The organism is Pseudomonas sp. MYb541, assembly GCF_037479595.1.
Taxonomy (GTDB): Bacteria; Pseudomonadota; Gammaproteobacteria; order Pseudomonadales; family Pseudomonadaceae; genus Aquipseudomonas; species Aquipseudomonas canadensis.
The window spans coordinates 1-17874 of record NZ_JBBGYS010000022.1 but is presented as its reverse complement, the minus strand read 5'-3'; the positions used below and the strand labels follow the sequence as shown (position 1 = coordinate 17874).

The window sequence follows — 17874 nt, the reverse complement described above, 5'->3', positions numbered from 1 at the left end:
CGCGTGCTGCCACGCGGCACGGGATCAGTCGCGCATCTGCCCGGGGGCAATGACTTCGCGCGAGCCGTTGGTGTTCATTGCCGTGACGACACCGGCCATTTCCATGGCTTCGATCATGCGGGCGGCGCGGTTGTAGCCAATTTTCAATTTACGTTGCACCGCGGAAATCGAGGCGCGACGGCTTTCCAGTACGAAGGCCACGGCCTCGTCGTACAGCGCGTCGGTTTCAGCATCATCGTCACCACCGCCGCCGCCATTTTCAAAGCCGCTGCCGGCTTCTTCGACGCCGTTGAGGATGTCGTCGTTGTATTCCGGTGCGCCGCGCAGTTTCCAGGCTTCCACCACGCGGTGGACTTCATCGTCGGAAACGAAGGCACCGTGGACCCGGATCGGCAGGCTGGTGCCCGGCGGCATGTAGAGCATGTCACCGTGGCCAAGCAGTTGTTCGGCGCCACCCTGGTCGATGATGGTCCGCGAGTCGATCTTGCTCGACACTTGGAACGCCATCCGCGTAGGAATGTTGGCCTTGATCAAACCCGTGATCACGTCCACCGAAGGACGCTGGGTGGCGAGGATCAAGTGGATACCGGCGGCACGGGCCTTCTGGGCGATACGTGCGATCAGCTCTTCAACCTTCTTGCCGACGATCATCATCATGTCGGCGAATTCGTCAACCACCACCACGATGGTCGGCAGCTTGGTCAGTTTCGGCGCTTCGTCATGGATGCTTTCGCGCTTGTACAGCGGGTCATCGATGGTCTCGCCGCGCTCTTGGGCTTCCTTGATCTTGGCATTGAAGCCCGACAGGTTACGCACGCCCATCTTCGCCATCAGTTTGTAGCGGCGCTCCATCTCGGCGACGCTCCAGCGCAGGGCGTTGGCGGCGTCCTTCATGTCGGTGACCACTGGGCACAGCAGGTGCGGAATACCTTCGTAAATCGACAATTCCAACATCTTCGGGTCGATCATGATCAGCTTGGCGTCTTCCGGGCCCGACTTGAACAGGATCGACAGGATCATCGCGTTCACCCCCACCGACTTACCGGAACCGGTGGTACCGGCCACCAGCAGGTGAGGCATCTTCGCCAGGTCGGTGATCACCGGTTTGCCGCCGATGTCATGGCCCAGCGCCAGGGTGACCGGCGATTTGAAGTTGTCGTATTCCGGGGTCGACAGCACCTCGGAGAAGCGCACGATCTGGCGGTCTTCGTTGGGAATCTCAATACCCACGGTGGTCTTGCCGGGGATGACTTCCACAACACGTACGCTGGTCACGGCCAGGGAACGCGCCAAGTCTTTCGCCAGATTGGAAATACGGCTGACCTTGACGCCGGCGGCCGGCTGGATTTCGTAACGAGTAATCACCGGGCCGGGATGGATCGAGTCCACCGACACTTCGACGCCGAATTCCTTGAGCTTGATTTCCAGCAGGTGACCGACGGCCGCCAGGGATTCCGGGGAATAGTTGAGTTGTTTCTTTTCGGCCGGGTCGAGGATCGAGATCGGCGGCAACGTGCCTTCAACCGCACTGTCGACGAACAGCGGTGCCTGTTTCTCTTTCTGCACGCGATGGCTCGGCTCAGGGGCCTTGGGCGGTGCCGGGGCAATCACCGGCGGCACCTGCTTCTCGCGGTCCGACATGTGCTTGCTCAGGGCCTGCTCGCGTTCGATCAGGCGTTCCTTGACCTTGGCCTGCTCGCGCCGGTCCGGCGTGCTCGGCGCCACCACCTCGTTGACACGGGTATCTACCTCGCGCAATTGGGCGACCATGCGCTTGCGATCGACCCGTGCCGCCCACCAGCGATTGGCGGCGCCCTGGAACAGCTCCAGCAGGTCGAGGGTGATCTTGCCGGTCACGTCCATCACCTTGAACCACGACAGGTCGGTGAACACGGTGAGGCCGAACAGGAACAGCGCGATGAACATCAGCGTGCTGCCTTGAATATTCAGGGTCCTGCGTGCCAGGTCACCGAGGCTCTCGCCCAACGCCCCGCCCGCGCCCGCCGGCAAGCCGGTCGGTGCATGAAAATGGATATGCGCCAGCGCCGCGCCGGACAGCACCAGAAACACCAGGCCAATCAGGCGCCAGGAGAACAGCCAACCGCTCCACTGCCACGGTTCATGACGCTGGCGGAAGATCTGCCAGGTCTTGATCGCCAGCAGCAACGGGAAGATATAAGCGAAGTAACCCAGCACCATGAACAGGATATCGGCGCTGTAGGAACCGGCAGGCCCGCCGAAGTTCTGCACGTCTTCGATCTTGCTGTTGTGGCTCCAGCCCGGATCGTCCTTGCCATACGTGAGCAAGGCCATCATCAGGAACAGGCACAGCGCGCCGATAGCGATCAGCGCGCCTTCCTTGAGGCGATAATGCAGGTGCTGGCGCCAGGCCGGCACGACTGCTGCTTTAGGTGTTGCGGCGGATTTCTTCAAAACGGGTCTTTTCCTGCGCCTTTAGCGCGTCCATCTGTTGAATGACTGCAAATACTGCCCAATCCGAGCAGCTGAAAAATGAACGTGCGTCGTTGAATCTACTTTTAACATTGGGCGCTTGCTGGATGAAATGACGAAAGCGCCACAATGCCCGCATTGTACGGGTTTGTGCCGGCGATGCCACGCCCCTGCCCTTCACTCGGCAGCATAGCCAATTTAGTCTCACAACATGTTCAATTTGAGCATGCATTGTCTTTGCTGACAAAGGCTTATGCGCTGTTTTTATCAATCCAGGCAAGCTTGGCAAATGGCCTGCATGGCACAGACCCGATTACGACCACGCCGCCGAGGCAGAGTTGCAGAAACACCTGCTCACGCTAATCCACCTCAATAGCCGATTCGGGCTGGCCCGATGGCGCCATGTCGACAATAATCAGCACTGCGCAAGCAGGTGTCATACCTGCCACCCCCTCCCCTTCCGTAAGCCTGGATGCCATGCTGACCTGGTTACAACGCGACTCACTGACATTCCCTCCTCTGGCCAAGGCCATGCGCGAACCCAATGGCCTGCTGGCTGCCGGTGGCGATCTTTCGGCCGAACGCCTGGTACAAGCCTATCGCCATGGCTGCTTTCCGTGGTTTTCGGACGGCCAGCCGATCCTCTGGTGGTCACCCGACCCGCGCACGGTGATATTCCCCGACGAGCTGCATGTGTCCCGCAGCCTAGGCAAATTGTTGCGCCAGCAGCGCTACAGCGTGACCTTCGACCAGGATTTCGCCGCCGTCATCCAGGCCTGCGCCGCACCGCGCGCTTATGCCGACGGCACTTGGATCACCGAGAGCATCCAGAGCGCTTACCTGGAACTGCACCAGCGCGGCTATGCCCATTCGGTGGAGGTCTGGGACGACGGCAAACTGGTGGGGGGTTTGTATGGCCTGGCGATGGGCCAGCTGTTTTTCGGCGAGTCCATGTTCAGCCGTGCCGATAACGCCTCGAAATTCGGCTTTGCCACGCTGACCCGCCAACTACAGGAATGGGGCTTTGTATTGATCGACTGCCAGATGCCCAACGATCACCTGCACAGCCTGGGTGCCCGCGCCATATCCCGCAGCGACTTCGCAGGTTTCCTGCGCGACCATCTGGATCAGCGCAGCGCTGGACCGTGGGTTTCCTAGGCGACTTCCGCGCTCCTGGCTTACACTTATTTCAAAGCTTATCCGAGGGTTGATCATGACCGAGTTGGCGCGTTTGAAGTTTTATGCCACTCAACCCCACTCTTGCAGCTATCTGCCCGACGAGCAGGCCACCACACTGTTCCTCGACCCCAGCCAGCCTATGGACGTGCATGTGTATGCCGACCTGTCGGAGATGGGCTTTCGGCGCAGTGGCGATCATCTGTACCGGCCTCATTGCCAGAACTGCAATGCCTGCGTCCCGGCACGCATCCCTGTTGCGCAGTTTCTGCCGGACCGCAACCAGAAACGCATCCTTAAGCGCAACGCCGACCTGACGGTGATGCCAACCAAACCACGCTTCACCGAAGAGTATTTCGACCTTTACCAGCGCTATATCGAGGAACGCCACGCCGACGGCGATATGTTCCCGCCCAGTCGCGACCAGTTTTCCACGTTCCTGGTCCGCGACCTGCCCTTCTCGCGCTTCTATGAGTTTCGCGCCGACGGCCGGTTGGTGGCAGTGGCCGTGACCGATTTGCTGCCTAACGGCCTGTCGGCGGTCTACACCTTCTACGAGCCTGCCGAAGAGCGCCGTAGCCTGGGACGCTTTGCAATCCTGTGGCAAATCGGCGAAGCACTGCGCCTGGAACTGGAGGCGGTGTACCTCGGCTACTGGATCAAGAACTGCAAAAAGATGAACTACAAGACCCAATATCGACCCATAGAACTGCTGATTAATCAAAGATGGGTCGTGCTTAACTAGAACCCCTTGGCTTAAACACCCTTTTTCGGGCACAATGCACGCCGCTTTTGCCTGGCGCAGTTGCACCGGGCCATTCACTGGATACCGAGGGCTTTACTGCATGTCGAAAGAAGACAGCTTCGAAATGGAAGGCACTGTCGTCGACACCCTGCCCAACACCATGTTTCGTGTGGAGTTGGAAAATGGGCACGTCGTAACCGCGCATATCTCCGGCAAGATGCGCAAGAACTACATTCGTATTCTTACCGGTGACAAAGTGCGCGTCGAGCTGACGCCCTATGACTTGAGCAAAGGGCGCATTACTTACCGCGCTCGCTAAGCAAGTCAATACAAAACGCCCGGTTATGCCGGGCGTTTTTGTGTGCGCGCCATTTAACAGTCGCCACTTGACCCTGTGGGAGCTGGCTTGCCTGCGATAGCGGTCTGTCAGTGACTGCATGCTTGGCTGGCCCACCGCTATCGCAGGCAAGCCAGCTCCCACAGTTGATCTTCACCGGTCGACAGATAGCGACCCACCCGTTTATCCAGGTAGCAAAAAGGCGCCTTTCGGCGCCTTTTGCATTGTTGCGGTCAGCTATCAGGCCATTTCAGCCGTGGTTTCGAACTCGAAGGTCAGCTCGCCATCCTTCAGGTCGATGTGCACCACGCCACCATGGTCGGAAAGTTCGCCGAACAGGATCTCTTCGGCCAATGGCCGCTTGATCTTGTCCTGGATCAGACGCGCCATTGGGCGAGCGCCCATTGCCGCATCGTAGCCGCCCTCGGCGATCCAGCTGCGCGCCGCTTCCGTGACATCCAGCTGCACGCGCTTGTCTTCCAGCTGCGCCTGAAGCTCGGTGAGGAACTTGTCCACCACGCTTTTGATGACCTCATGACTGAGGCGACCAAACTGGATAATGGTGTCCAGGCGGTTGCGGAATTCCGGCGTGAAGCTCTTCTTGATCACTTCCATTGCATCGGAAGAGTGATCCTGATGGCTGAAGCCGATCGAAGCCCGCGCGGCCGTTTCGGCACCGGCGTTGGTGGTCATGATCACGATCACGTTGCGGAAGTCCGCCTTGCGCCCGTTGTTGTCGGTCAGGGTGCCGTGGTCCATCACCTGCAGCAGCAGGTTAAAGACTTCCGGGTGGGCCTTCTCGATTTCATCGAGCAGCAGCACGCAATGCGGTTGCTTGGTAATCGCCTCGGTCAACAGACCGCCCTGGTCGAAACCGACATAGCCCGGAGGCGCACCGATCAGGCGCGACACGGTGTGACGCTCCATGTACTCGGACATGTCGAAACGCACCAGCTCAATGCCCATGGCCTTGGCCAACTGCCGCGCCGCTTCGGTCTTGCCGACGCCGGTCGGGCCAGCGAACAGGAACGAACCAACGGGCTTGTCCGGCGACTTGAGGCCCGCACGCGACAACTTGATCGCGGTGGACAGCGCATCGATGGCAGCATCCTGGCCGAACACGGTGAGCTTGAGGTCGCGCTCCAGGTTACGCAGCAGCTCCTTATCGGAACTGTTGACGTGTTTAGGCGGAATCCGCGCGATCTTCGCCACGATGTCCTCGACCTGAGGCACGTCAATGCGCTTCACACGCTTCTCAATCGGCTGCAGGCGCTGGTAGGCACCCGCCTCGTCGATCACGTCGATGGCCTTGTCCGGCATGTGCCGGTCATTGATATAGCGCGACGCCAGCTCAGCCGCTGAACGCAGGGCTTCATCGGTGTACTCGATGCCATGGTGCGCCTCGAAACGCCCCTTGAGCCCACGCAGGATGCCGATGGTGTCTTCAACCGAAGGCTCGGACACGTCGACTTTCTGGAAGCGACGCGCCAGGGCACGGTCTTTTTCGAAGATGCCGCGAAATTCCTGGAACGTGGTCGAGCCGATGCAACGGATATCACCCGACGACAGCAGCGGCTTGAGCAGGTTGGAGGCGTCCATCACCCCACCGGAAGCCGCACCGGCGCCAATGATGGTGTGGATTTCATCGATGAACAGGATCGCCTGCGGGCGTTTTTTCAGCTCGCCGAGGAGCGCCTTGAAGCGCTTCTCGAAATCGCCACGGTACTTGGTCCCGGCGAGCAACGCGCCCAGGTCCAAGGAATAGACGACGCTATTGGCCAGCAGGTCCGGCACCTGATTATCCACGATGCGCTTGGCCAGGCCTTCGGCAATCGCGGTCTTACCCACGCCTGCCTCACCCACCAGCAACGGGTTGTTCTTGCGACGACGTGCAAGGATCTGCGCTACGCGCTCAACTTCAAGCTCACGCCCCACCAGCGGATCGATCCGCCCCTGGCGCGCCAGTTCGTTGAGGTTGCTGGCATAGGCATCCAGTGGATTGCCCGAAGAAGAAGACTCACCGCCCTCGTCGTCCTGCATATCCTGCTCACCCTCGGAATGATCGCCGTGCCCAGGCACCTTGGAGATACCGTGGGCGATGTAGTTGACGACATCGATACGCGCAACGCTCTGCTGTTTCAGCAGGAACACTGCCTGGCTTTCCTGCTCGCTGAAAATCGCCACAAGCACATTGGCGCCTGTGACCTCACGCTTACCGGAGCTCTGAACATGGAACACGGCACGCTGAAGCACCCGCTGGAAGCCCAGGGTTGGCTGGGTTTCACGGTCTTCATCGTGGACTGGAATAAGTGGCGTCGTGGAGTCGATAAACTCCTGCAGGTCATGCTTGAGTTTGTCGAGGTTGGCGCCGCACGCACGCAAAACGGTGGCGGCAGCTTCATTGTCCAAAAGTGCCAGCAGCAGGTGTTCGACGGTCATGAATTCATGACGCTTCGAACGAGCCTCCTTGAAGGCAAGATTGAGGGTGACTTCGAGCTCGCGGTTTAACATAGCTTCACCTCATACCCAAGTGGTCGGCGTTAACCGTCCTTCTCGATTTCACAGAGTAGCGGATGCTGGCTTTCCCTGGCGTACTGGTTGACCTGCATGGCCTTTGTCTCGGCGATGTCGCGGGTAAACACTCCACATACTGCCCGTCCTTCTGTGTGAACGGCCAGCATTACCTTGGTCGCCAACTCGCGGTTCAGGTTAAAAAACACCTCGAGCACTTCGACCACGAAATCCATCGGTGTGTAGTCATCATTGAACAAAACCACCTTGTACATCGGCGGCGCCTGTAAGGCAGGCTTGGCCTCCTGAACAGCAATGCCTGCAGAACCGTCGTCATCATGTTCCTGATCCGGTCGATCCTGATTGAATGTTAGTCGAATCTGGCTGTTTGCATGCATGGAAAGAAAGGTTCGTCAGTGGTTCAAATACAGTGGTGGGGGCGACCTGTCAGAATTTCAACTACTGACCGATCGGTCGCCTTGACTATCGGCGAAACGGTGTTACAACCAATAGAACCCACAGTGGGTAAAAAAGGTCCGCGCAGTCAACCTTATTTATTCGGGTTAGGACGGATAAACTGGATGATACTCCAGTGATGGAGTCTGGTGCAGAGGGATATGGGTATGTCTGGCGTCAAGATCAAAGGCAAGGTCAAATGGTTCAACAATGCCAAGGGGTACGGCTTTATCAACGAAGAAGGTAAATCGGATGACCTCTTCGCGCATTACTCAGCGATCCAAATGGATGGATACAAAACGCTGAAGGCGGGCCAGGAAGTGAGCTTTGAAATCATTCAAGGACCAAAAGGCTTGCATGCAATAGGTATCTGTAGCCCCTGCAACGCTGGAGACCGCGACCACGCAAAGCATGAAGCATCCCGCGACGACAAAAAAACTGCAGACAACGCCATAAAAGGCAAAGAAAAAGAAAAGGCCTGACATTCGGCCAAGCAAATGCACTGCAAAAAAAACGGCCCTCCCGAACAATCAGGAGGGCCGTTTTTTATGCCTAACTCTCCTACATATGCGAAATCAACGCATCACCAAAACCCGACGACGACACCAGCTTCGCGCCATCCATCAAGCGCTCGAAGTCGTACGTTACAGTCTTGGCAGAAATCGCACCATTGGTGCCCTTGATGATCAAATCCGCCGCCTCGGTCCAGCCCATATGCCGCAGCATCATTTCGGCTGACAGAATCAACGACCCCGGATTCACCTGATCCTTGCCCGCATATTTAGGTGCAGTACCGTGGGTCGCTTCGAACATCGCTACGGTGTCCGACAGGTTCGCGCCCGGCGCAATACCGATACCGCCCACCTCCGCCGCCAACGCGTCGGACAGGTAATCACCATTCAGGTTAAGCGTCGCGATCACATCATACTCAGCCGGACGCAACAGGATCTGCTGGAGCATGGCGTCGGCAATGGCGTCCTTGACCACCACATTCTTGCCGGTCTTCGGGTTCTTGAACTGCATCCACGGGCCGCCGTCGAGCAGTGTGGCGCCAAATTCTTCGGCCGCCACTTCGTAGGCCCACTCCTTGAAGGCACCTTCGGTGAACTTCATGATGTTGCCTTTGTGCACGATGGTCAGTGAGTCGCGGTCGTTATCCACTACATATTGCAGGGCTTTACGCGCCAGGCGCTTGGTCCCTTCCTTGGAGACCGGCTTCACGCCAATTCCGCAATCCTGGTCGAAACGAATCTTGGTGACGCCCATTTCCTCTTTAAGGAACTTGATTACCTTGATCGCTTCAGGCGAACCGGCCTTCCACTCGATCCCGGCATAAATGTCTTCGGAGTTTTCACGGAAGATGGTCATGTCCACATCGCCAGGCTTTTTGACCGGACTGGGCACGCCTTCGAACCAGCGCACCGGGCGCAGGCATACATAAAGGTCGAGTTGCTGACGCAGGGCCACGTTCAATGAACGGATGCCGCCGCCGACAGGGGTGGTCAGCGGCCCCTTGATGGAAACCACGTAATCCTTGACCGCGTCCAGGGTTTCCTGGGGCAGCCAGGTGTCCTGGTCGTAGACTTGAGTCGCTTTCTCGCCGGCATATACCTCCATCCAGGAGATCTTGCGCTTGCCGCCGTAGGCCTTTTCAACAGCTGCATCGACTACCTTGATCATCACCGGGCTGATGTCGACGCCGATACCGTCACCTTCGATATAAGGGATGATCGGTTGGTCAGGAACATTGAGAGAATGGTCTGCATTGACGGTGATTTTGTCGCCGACTGCCGGAACCTGAATCTTCTTGTATCCCATGCTGAACTCCATCTATGGATTGAACATCTGGCTGCGTTCGAGCCTACTCCAGATAAATGGCGACTGAAACCTCACGCCACGCTCATTTGCATCGAAAACAGCATAATTTGTCGCCTACAAGCCTGAAAGAAAAGGCAAAATCGCCAATCTCGAGCACATCGTGCGACTTTGGTCGCAACCTGGGCCCTGCGACCTTTAGACCAATGGACGACACACCTTTTGTATGAAGGCTCGGCGTAAGCATAGCGACCTATGTATAATGCCGCCGCTGACCAAAGAGTCACGACGGCCGACCGCTCTATAACAGTGCCCTCCGCCAGAAAAGCCGGACTAAACAATAGTCCACCCGCTTGACGCTCGACTGATGCAACCCAACATCACCGCGAAGAAACCTCGACATTTCGCTCATGGATGACTTTGAACGAACGCGCTCCACCCGGCGCATCTCGAGTTTCTGCGCACGCTTTCAGCAAAGAAGAGAGTTAATCCGAATATGCCCACCCGCTCGAAGATCATCTACACCTTCACCGACGAAGCCCCGGCCCTCGCCACCTATTCACTGCTGCCTATCGTAGAGGCCTTCACCGCTTCCGCTGATATTGCCGTGGAAACCCGCGACATCTCCCTCGCCGCGCGCATCCTCGCAAGCTTCCCCGAGCAACTGGGCGCCAAGGCTATCCCGGACCACCTCGCCGAACTGGGCGACCTGGCCGTTACGCCTGAAGCCAACATCATCAAGCTGCCTAACATCAGCGCCTCGACCCCGCAGCTGCAAGCCGCGATCAAGGAACTGCAGGCCCAGGGCTACGCCCTGCCGGACTACCCGGAAACCGTAACCACCGACGCGGAAAAAGAAACCCGTGCACGTTACGACAAGGTCAAGGGCAGCGCCGTGAACCCGGTACTGCGCGAAGGCAACTCCGACCGCCGCGCACCGCTGTCGGTCAAGAACTATGCACGCAAGCACCCGCACAAGATGGGCGCTTGGGCTGCCGACTCCAAGTCGCACATTGCCCACATGAACAGTGGCGATTTCTACGGCAGCGAAAAAGCCGTGCAGATCGAAGCCGCTGACGCTGTCAAAATCGAGCTGATCGCCCTAGACGGCACCGCCACTGTCCTGAAGGAAAAGACTTCGGTACAGGCCGGCGAAATCATCGACACCGCCGTACTGAGCAAGAAAGCCCTGCGCGCGTTCATCGCCGCTGAAATCGAAGACGCCAAGAAACAAGGCGTACTGCTGTCGGTTCACCTGAAAGCCACCATGATGAAGGTCTCCGACCCGATTATGTTCGGCCAGATCGTTGCCGAGTTCTACAAAGACGCCCTGACCAAGCACGCCACCGTGCTGGAGCAGATCGGCTTCAACCTGAACAACGGCATCGGCGACCTGTACGCTCGCATCAAGGCCCTGCCGGCCGACCAGCAAGCGCAGATCGAAGCTGACATCCAGGCCGTATACGCGGCTCGCCCTTCCCTGGCGATGGTCAACTCCGACAAAGGCATTACCAACCTGCACGTGCCAAGCGACGTGATCGTCGACGCCTCGATGCCGGCCATGATCCGTGACTCCGGCAAGATGTGGGGCACCGACGGTCAACTGCACGACACCAAGGCTGTGATCCCGGATCGCTGCTACGCCACCATCTACCAAGCGGTCATCGAAGACTGCAAGGCCAATGGCGCCTTCGACCCAACCACTATGGGCAGCGTGCCAAACGTTGGCCTGATGGCGAAGAAAGCCGAAGAGTACGGCTCCCACGACAAGACCTTCCAGATCAAGGCTGACGGCGTAGTCCGCGTCACCGACAGCAAGGGCAGCCTGCTGATGGAACAGAAAGTCGAAGCCGGCGACATCTTCCGTATGTGCCAGACCAAAGACGCGCCGATCCAGGACTGGGTCAAACTGGCCGTCAACCGCGCCCGCGCCAGCAACACCCCGGCCATTTTCTGGCTGGACCCTAAGCGTGCACACGACGGCGTCGTGGTCGAGAAAGTTCAGGCTTACCTGAAAGACCACAACACCGAAGGCCTGGACATCCGCATCATGTCGCCGGTCGACGCGATGAAGTTCACCCTGGAGCGCACCCGCAAGGGCCTGGACACCATCTCGGTAACCGGCAACGTACTGCGCGACTACCTGACCGACCTGTTCCCGATCATGGAACTGGGCACCAGCGCCAAGATGCTGTCGATCGTGCCGCTGATGAACGGCGGTGGCCTGTTCGAAACCGGCGCCGGCGGTTCGGCACCGAAGCACGTGCAGCAACTGGTGGAAGAGAACTTCCTGCGCTGGGATTCCCTGGGCGAGTTCCTGGCCCTGGCCGCATCCCTTGAGCATTTGGGTGTGACGTACAACAACCCGAAAGCCCTGGTACTGTCCAAGACCCTGGACCAGGCCACTGGCCAGTTCCTCGACAACAACAAGTCGCCATCGCGCAAAGTCGGCAACATCGACAACCGCGGCAGCCACTTCTACCTGGCGCTGTACTGGGCTCAAGCCCTGGCCGCCCAGACCGAAGACACTGCACTGCAAGCGCAGTTTGGCGAACTGGCCAAGACCCTGACCGCGAACGAAGCAACCATCGTTGCCGAGCTCAACGCCGTGCAGGGCAAGCCAGTCGACATCGGCGGCTACTACGCGCCGAACCCGGAACTGACCAGCAAAGCCATGCGCCCAAGCAACACCCTCAATGCGGCAATTGCCAAGTTGAAGTAAGGTTGTAAGGCTGCAAAGAAGCCCCGGCCCTGCGCCGGGGTTTCTGTTTCTACTCTTTCACTGAAGAAACCGAATCAAAATGTGGGAGCTGGCTTGCCTGCGATGGCGGTGGGTCAGCTACAGCTGCATTAACTGACAGACTGCTATCGCAGGCAAGCCAGCTCCCACAGTTGATTGGGTTGCGCCAGCCACTCCAACCTTGAGGCCGCTTATGACCTGGCAACCCCACATCACCGTCGCCACCCTCGTCGAAGACAACGGCCGCTTCCTGATGGTCGAGGAACTCAAGGGCGGCCGCGCCGTGCTCAACCAGCCCGCCGGCCACCTCGACCCGCACGAAACCCTCACCGAAGCCGCCGTGCGAGAAACCCTCGAAGAAACCGGCTGGGACGTCGAAGCCACCGGCATCGTCGGCATTTACCTGTACACCGCCCCCAGCAATGGCGTGACCTACCAGCGTGTGTGCTTCATCGCCAAAGCCCTGAAACACCACCCAGACTATCAACTCGACGAAGGCATCCTGCGTGCCCGCTGGCTGACCCGCGACGAACTGATTGACCTGCGCGACGACTGGCGCAGCGAGCTGATCATCCGCTGTATCGATGATTATCTGGCCGGCCAGCGCCACAGTCTCGAATTGATCCGCCCTTCTCTTTAGCCTTGAAGGCCTGAGCCTGATAGAATCGCGTCCTTTTTCAAGACACCCGTTGAAACCCTATGCGTGATCCAGCCCCTTCTGACACACAAAAGAAGCGCGTCATCGTCGGCATGTCCGGCGGCGTGGATTCTTCCGTTTCCGCCGTTCTGCTCATGGAGCAGGGTTATGAGGTGGAAGGCCTGTTCATGAAGAACTGGGAAGAAGACGATGGAACGGAATACTGCACCGCCATGGACGACCTGGCGGACGCCCAGGCCGTGTGCGACAAGATCGGTATCAAGCTGCACACCGCCAACTTCGCCGCTGAGTACTGGGACAATGTGTTCGAGCACTTCCTGGCCGAATACAAGGCAGGCCGCACGCCGAACCCAGACATCCTGTGCAACCGTGAAATCAAGTTCAAGGCGTTCCTCGACTACGCCATGATGCTCGGCGCCGACCTGATCGCCACTGGCCACTACGTGCGCCGTCGCGATATCGATGGCCGCACCGAGTTGCTCAAGGGCCTGGACCCGAACAAGGACCAGAGCTACTTCCTGCACGCCGTCGGCGGTGAACAGATCGCCAAAACCCTGTTCCCGGTGGGCGAGCTGGAAAAGCCCGAAGTGCGCAAGATCGCCGAGAAACACGGCCTGGCCACCGCCAAGAAGAAGGATTCCACCGGGATCTGCTTTATCGGCGAGCGCCGCTTCAGCGACTTCCTCAAGCAGTACCTGCCGGCGCAACCGGGCGAAATCCATACCACCGAAGGTGAAGTCATCGGCCGTCATCATGGCTTGATGTACCACACCATCGGCCAGCGCCAGGGCCTGGGCATCGGCGGCTTGAAAGATGCCGGTGAAGAACCGTGGTACGTGCTGGTCAAGGACCTGGAAAACAACGTGCTGATCGTCGGCCAAGGCAACGAGCATCCGCTGCTGTTCTCCGGCGCCCTGCTGGCTTCGGAAATCTATTGGGTCAACCCGATCGACCTGAGCACCCCGCGCCGCCTGACCGCCAAAGTGCGCTATCGCCAGAGCGACCAGCCTTGCACCCTGGAAAAAACTGCCACCGGCTACCGCGCCACCTTTGATGACCCGCAACGCGCGGTGACGCCTGGCCAGTCCGTGGTGTTCTACGACGGCGAAATCTGCCTGGGCGGCGGCGTGATTGAAGTGGCCGAAGCCTGGAGCAAATCGGCATGAGCCCGACCCAGGAGCAATTGACGGCGCTGGGCGGGGTCTTTCTCGCCGCTGTACTGGTAGACAAGATCGCCAAGACCGGCCAAGTCACCGAGGCCGGCCTGACCTGCATGCTCGGCAGCCTGCTGATCCGCGACCCCCAGGACACCCTGGAGGTCTACGGCGGCGACGACCTCGCGCTGCGTGAAGGCTACCGCGCGCTGATCGGCGCACTGGAACGCGACCCCAGCACCCTGCAGCGCGAGCCGCTGCGCTACGCCCTGTCGATGCTCGGTCTTGAGCGGCAACTGGCCAAGCGCGACGACTTGCTCGAGGTCATCGGCAAGCGTTTGCCACAGATTCAATCCCAGGTGGAACACTTCGGCCCGGCCCACGAAAACGTGATCGCGGCCTGTGGTGCGCTGTACCAGGACACCTTGAGCACCTTGCGCCAACGCATCCAGGTCCACGGCGACATGCGCAACCTGCAGCAACCGAACAACGCCTCGAAAATCCGCGCCCTGCTCCTGGCCGGCATTCGTTCGGCACGGTTGTGGCGCCAGTTGGGCGGTCATCGTTGGCAGTTGGTGATCAGCCGCCGCAAATTGCTCAAAGAGCTTTACCCGTTGATGCGCAACGAATAAGTCGCACCAGCAGGCCTTTTTCAAGCCGTTACGCGTAATACGCCGGTCAGTTGGCAACGGACCGGCGGATTTTTTCATGTATGATACGCGCCCCATTTCGTTGCCCGACTGTCCGAGAACACCCCATGCAGCTCTCTTCGCTCACTGCGGTTTCCCCTGTAGACGGCCGCTACGCCGGCAAAACCCAGGCCCTGCGCCCTATTTTCAGCGAATACGGCCTGATCCGTGCTCGTGTTCTGGTTGAAGTGCGCTGGCTCCAGCGCCTGGCCGCTCACCCCGCCATCAGCGAAGTGCCGGCGTTCTCCGCGCAAGCCAACGCTGTGCTCAACACCCTGGCGGAAAACTTCTCCCTGGAGCACGCCGAGCGTGTGAAAGAGATCGAGCGCACCACCAACCACGACGTCAAAGCCATCGAATACCTGCTCAAAGAGCAAGCGGCCAAGCTGCCGGAACTGGCCCAGATCAGCGAATTCATCCACTTTGCCTGCACCAGCGAGGACATCAACAACCTGTCCCACGCCCTGATGCTGCGCGAAGGCCGTGATGACGTGATGCTGCCGCTGATGCGCCAGACCGCCAACGCCATCCGCGAACTGGCTATCCGCTTCGCCGACGTGCCGATGCTGTCGCGCACCCACGGCCAGCCGGCTTCGCCGACTACCCTGGGCAAAGAACTGGCCAACGTGGTGTACCGTCTGGAGCGTCAGATCGCCCAAGTCGCCGCCGTGCCGCTGCTGGGCAAGATCAACGGCGCCGTGGGCAACTACAACGCCCACATCTCGGCCTACCCTGAGATCGACTGGGAAGCCAACGCCCGCGCCTTCATCGAAGACGAGCTGGGCCTGGGCTTCAACCCGTACACCACGCAGATCGAACCCCACGACTACATTGCCGAGCTGTTCGACGCGATTGCGCGCTTCAACACCATCCTGATCGATTTCGATCGCGATATCTGGGGCTACATCTCCCTGGGCTACTTCAAGCAGCGCACCATTGCCGGTGAAATCGGCTCGTCGACCATGCCGCACAAGGTCAACCCGATCGACTTCGAAAACTCCGAAGGCAACCTCGGCATCGCCAACGCACTGTTCCAGCACCTGGCCAGCAAGTTGCCGATCTCCCGCTGGCAGCGCGACCTGACCGACTCCACCGTACTGCGCAATCTAGGCGTGGGCTTCGCTCACAGCGTGATCGCGTACGAAGCCAGCCTCAAAGGCATCAGCAAGCTGGAGCTCAACGAGCAGAAGATCGCCGCTGACCTGGACGCGTGCTGGGAAGTCTTGGCCGAGCCGATCCAGACCGTGATGCGTCGCTACAACATCGAAAACCCGTACGAGAAGCTGAAAGAATTGACGCGCGGCAAGGGCATCAGCCCTGAAGCACTGCAGACTTTCATCGACGGCCTGGACATGCCAGCCGCGGCCAAGGCCGAGCTGAAACTGCTCACCCCGGCCAACTACATCGGCAACGCTGTAGAGCAAGCCAAGCGCATCTGATCGTTGCTTGACCCTTTGAGACGCCCGGCCGCGCCGGGCGTTTTTATTCCAGTCTGAAAAGTGCTTTCTTTCAATAGGTTACACATGAATCCTGATATCCCTCTTCAACTTCTGGGCGGCATCACGGCACGGGAATTCCTGCGCGACTACTGGCAGAAAAAACCGCTGCTGATCCGTCAGGCCATCCCTGATTTCGAAAGCCCGATAGACGCCGACGAACTGGCCGGCCTGGCCCTGGAAGAAGAAGTCGAATCGCGCCTGGTGATCGAACACGGCGAGCGTCCGTGGGAACTGCGCCGCGGCCCGTTTGCTGAAGATGCCTTCAGCACCCTGCCTGAGCGCGAGTGGACCCTGCTGGTGCAAGCGGTCGACCAGTTCGTGCCAGAAGTCGCCGAGCTGCTGGAGCAGTTCCGCTTCCTGCCAAGCTGGCGCATCGACGACGTAATGATCAGCTTCGCCGCGCCCGGCGGCAGCGTGGGTCCACACTTCGACAACTACGATGTGTTCCTGCTGCAAGCCCAGGGCAAGCGCAACTGGAAGATCGGCCAGATGTGCAACTCGGAAAGCCCGCTGCTGCAGCACGCCGACCTGCGCATCCTCGCCGAATTCGAAGAGAGCGCTGAGTGGGTCCTGGAACCGGGCGATATGCTCTACCTGCCGCCACGCCTGGCGCACTTCGGCATTGCCGAAGATGACTGCATGACCTACTCCGTCGGTTTCCGCGCTCCAAGCGCCGCCGAAGTGCTGACCCACTTCACCGACTTCCTCAGCCAGTACCTGACTGACGAAGAACGCTACACCGACGCCGACGCCCAGCCGGTCAGCGACCCGCACCAGATCCAGGGCGACGCGCTGGACCGCCTCAAGAGCCTGCTGGCCGAGCACATGAGCGACGAGCGCATGCTGCTGACCTGGTTCGGCCAGTTCATGACCGAACCACGCTATCCTGAACTGGTGGCCGGTGAGGAACTGGGCGAAGAAGACTTCATCAGCGCCCTGCAAGACGGCGCGATCCTGGTGCGCAACCCGAGCGCGCGCATGGCCTGGTCGGAAGTCGACGACGACGTGCTGTTGTTCGCCAGCGGCCAGAGCCGCTACCTGCCGGGTAAGCTGCGTGAACTGCTCAAGCTGATCTGCGCCGCCGACGCCCTGCACGCCGAAAACCTCGGCCCGTGGCTGGCGGACGAAGACGGTCGCGATCTGCTGTGCGAACTGGTCAAGCAAGGAAGCCTGGGATTTGCCGATGAATAAAATTCACGTAAGTGTCGCGGACTGGCAAAAGGATATCGCCGAGATTCGGCGCATTCGTGAAGCGGTGTTTATCGCTGAACAATCGGTTCCACCGGAGCTGGAGTGGGACGCGGATGACGCCGGCGCAGTGCATTTCCTTGCATTCGAAGGCGATTTTCCGATTGGTACCGCGCGCCTGCTGCCCAGTGGCGAGATCGGACGCGTTTCGGTACTCAAGGACTGGCGCGGCTTGAAGGTCGGCGACAAGCTGATGGAAGCGGTGATCGGCGTGGCCGAGCAGCGCGGCCAGGCCAAGCAGTTCCTGAGTGCGCAGGTGTATGCGGCGCGGTTCTATGAGCGACTGGGCTTCAAGATCGTCAGTGGCGAATTCCTTGAAGTCGGGATTCCGCATGTAGACATGGTGCGCGAGGGATGACTCCCCTGTGGTGAGCGGGCTTGCCCCGCGCTGGGCT

At 59.4% G+C, this 17874-nt stretch carries 16 protein-coding genes; 11 read left to right on the top strand and 5 right to left on the bottom strand.

Going from position 1 to position 17874, the window contains the following annotated elements; translation table 11 throughout:
• Nucleotides 1–24 precede the first annotated feature (24 nt).
• Both WH299_RS15135 and WH299_RS15130 read right to left on the bottom strand, forming a co-directional pair.
• Nucleotides 25–2433 carry a DNA translocase FtsK gene (locus WH299_RS15135; protein ID WP_028616791.1) on the bottom strand — a complete coding sequence of 803 codons (2409 nt, stop codon included), beginning with the start codon at nt 2431–2433 and terminating at the stop codon, nt 25–27.
• The gene (locus WH299_RS15130; protein ID WP_134743074.1) at nt 2408–2617 is read right to left on the bottom strand and encodes a hypothetical protein; all 210 of its coding nucleotides are present in this window, start codon (nt 2615–2617) and stop codon (nt 2408–2410) included. The genes WH299_RS15135 and WH299_RS15130 overlap by 26 nt, the downstream gene beginning before the upstream one ends.
• A gap of 311 nt (nt 2618–2928) precedes the next feature.
• Here WH299_RS15130 and aat point away from each other — a divergent pair, with 311 nt between their 5' ends.
• From aat to infA, 3 genes are all read left to right on the top strand, one after another.
• On the top strand, nt 2929–3609 hold the full coding sequence (aat, locus tag WH299_RS15125) for a leucyl/phenylalanyl-tRNA--protein transferase (protein WP_028616792.1): 681 nt from the start codon (nt 2929–2931) through the stop codon (nt 3607–3609).
• Nucleotides 3610–3664: 55 nt separating this feature from the next.
• Nucleotides 3665–4372 carry an arginyltransferase gene (locus WH299_RS15120; protein WP_028616793.1) on the top strand — a complete coding sequence of 236 codons (708 nt, stop codon included), beginning with the start codon at nt 3665–3667 and terminating at the stop codon, nt 4370–4372.
• 100 nt (nt 4373–4472) lie between these two features.
• The gene (infA, locus tag WH299_RS15115) at nt 4473–4691 is read left to right on the top strand and encodes a translation initiation factor IF-1 (RefSeq protein ID WP_002553999.1); all 219 of its coding nucleotides are present in this window, start codon (nt 4473–4475) and stop codon (nt 4689–4691) included.
• A 258-nt stretch (nt 4692–4949) separates the two neighbouring features.
• Here the strand turns inward: infA and clpA are convergent, their stop codons facing one another.
• Both clpA and clpS read right to left on the bottom strand, forming a co-directional pair.
• Nucleotides 4950–7220 (bottom strand): ATP-dependent Clp protease ATP-binding subunit ClpA, encoded by a 2271-nt coding sequence (gene clpA / locus WH299_RS15110; protein WP_122729010.1) that lies wholly within the window; start codon nt 7218–7220, stop codon nt 4950–4952.
• A 29-nt stretch (nt 7221–7249) separates the two neighbouring features.
• On the bottom strand, nt 7250–7618 hold the full coding sequence (gene clpS / locus WH299_RS15105) for an ATP-dependent Clp protease adapter ClpS (RefSeq protein ID WP_005789091.1): 369 nt from the start codon (nt 7616–7618) through the stop codon (nt 7250–7252).
• A gap of 225 nt (nt 7619–7843) precedes the next feature.
• Here clpS and cspD point away from each other — a divergent pair, with 225 nt between their 5' ends.
• The gene (gene cspD, locus WH299_RS15100) at nt 7844–8158 is read left to right on the top strand and encodes a cold shock domain-containing protein CspD (protein WP_339550664.1); all 315 of its coding nucleotides are present in this window, start codon (nt 7844–7846) and stop codon (nt 8156–8158) included.
• A gap of 79 nt (nt 8159–8237) precedes the next feature.
• On the opposite strand, the gene icd is transcribed toward cspD, so the two are convergent.
• Nucleotides 8238–9494 carry an NADP-dependent isocitrate dehydrogenase gene (gene icd / locus WH299_RS15095; protein ID WP_122729012.1) on the bottom strand — a complete coding sequence of 419 codons (1257 nt, stop codon included), beginning with the start codon at nt 9492–9494 and terminating at the stop codon, nt 8238–8240.
• A 493-nt stretch (nt 9495–9987) separates the two neighbouring features.
• Between icd and WH299_RS15090 the strand changes: the two genes are divergently transcribed.
• The 7 genes from WH299_RS15090 to WH299_RS15060 all read left to right on the top strand — a co-directional run bounded on the left by WH299_RS15090 (nt 9988) and on the right by WH299_RS15060 (nt 17837).
• Nucleotides 9988–12213 carry an NADP-dependent isocitrate dehydrogenase gene (locus tag WH299_RS15090; RefSeq protein ID WP_123475892.1) on the top strand — a complete coding sequence of 742 codons (2226 nt, stop codon included), beginning with the start codon at nt 9988–9990 and terminating at the stop codon, nt 12211–12213.
• Nucleotides 12214–12424: 211 nt separating this feature from the next.
• Nucleotides 12425–12871, top strand: a complete 447-nt coding sequence (locus tag WH299_RS15085) for an NUDIX hydrolase (RefSeq protein ID WP_122729016.1) — start codon at nt 12425–12427, stop codon at nt 12869–12871.
• A 59-nt stretch (nt 12872–12930) separates the two neighbouring features.
• Nucleotides 12931–14055, top strand: coding sequence for a tRNA 2-thiouridine(34) synthase MnmA (mnmA, locus tag WH299_RS15080; RefSeq protein WP_028616799.1), 1125 nt, complete (start codon nt 12931–12933; stop codon nt 14053–14055).
• Nucleotides 14052–14675 (top strand): high frequency lysogenization protein HflD, encoded by a 624-nt coding sequence (gene hflD / locus WH299_RS15075; RefSeq protein WP_339550662.1) that lies wholly within the window; start codon nt 14052–14054, stop codon nt 14673–14675. The genes mnmA and hflD overlap by 4 nt, the downstream gene beginning before the upstream one ends.
• A 125-nt stretch (nt 14676–14800) precedes the next feature.
• Complete coding sequence (purB, locus tag WH299_RS15070; protein ID WP_323624353.1) at nt 14801–16171, top strand: adenylosuccinate lyase; 1371 nt, start codon at nt 14801–14803, stop codon at nt 16169–16171.
• Nucleotides 16172–16255: 84 nt separating this feature from the next.
• Entirely contained in the window at nt 16256–17422 is a 1167-nt protein-coding gene (locus tag WH299_RS15065; RefSeq protein ID WP_038847892.1) for a ribosomal protein uL16 3-hydroxylase, read from the top strand.
• Nucleotides 17415–17837 (top strand): GNAT family N-acetyltransferase, encoded by a 423-nt coding sequence (locus WH299_RS15060; protein WP_126570876.1) that lies wholly within the window; start codon nt 17415–17417, stop codon nt 17835–17837. The genes WH299_RS15065 and WH299_RS15060 overlap by 8 nt, the downstream gene beginning before the upstream one ends.
• Nucleotides 17838–17874 lie beyond the last annotated feature (37 nt).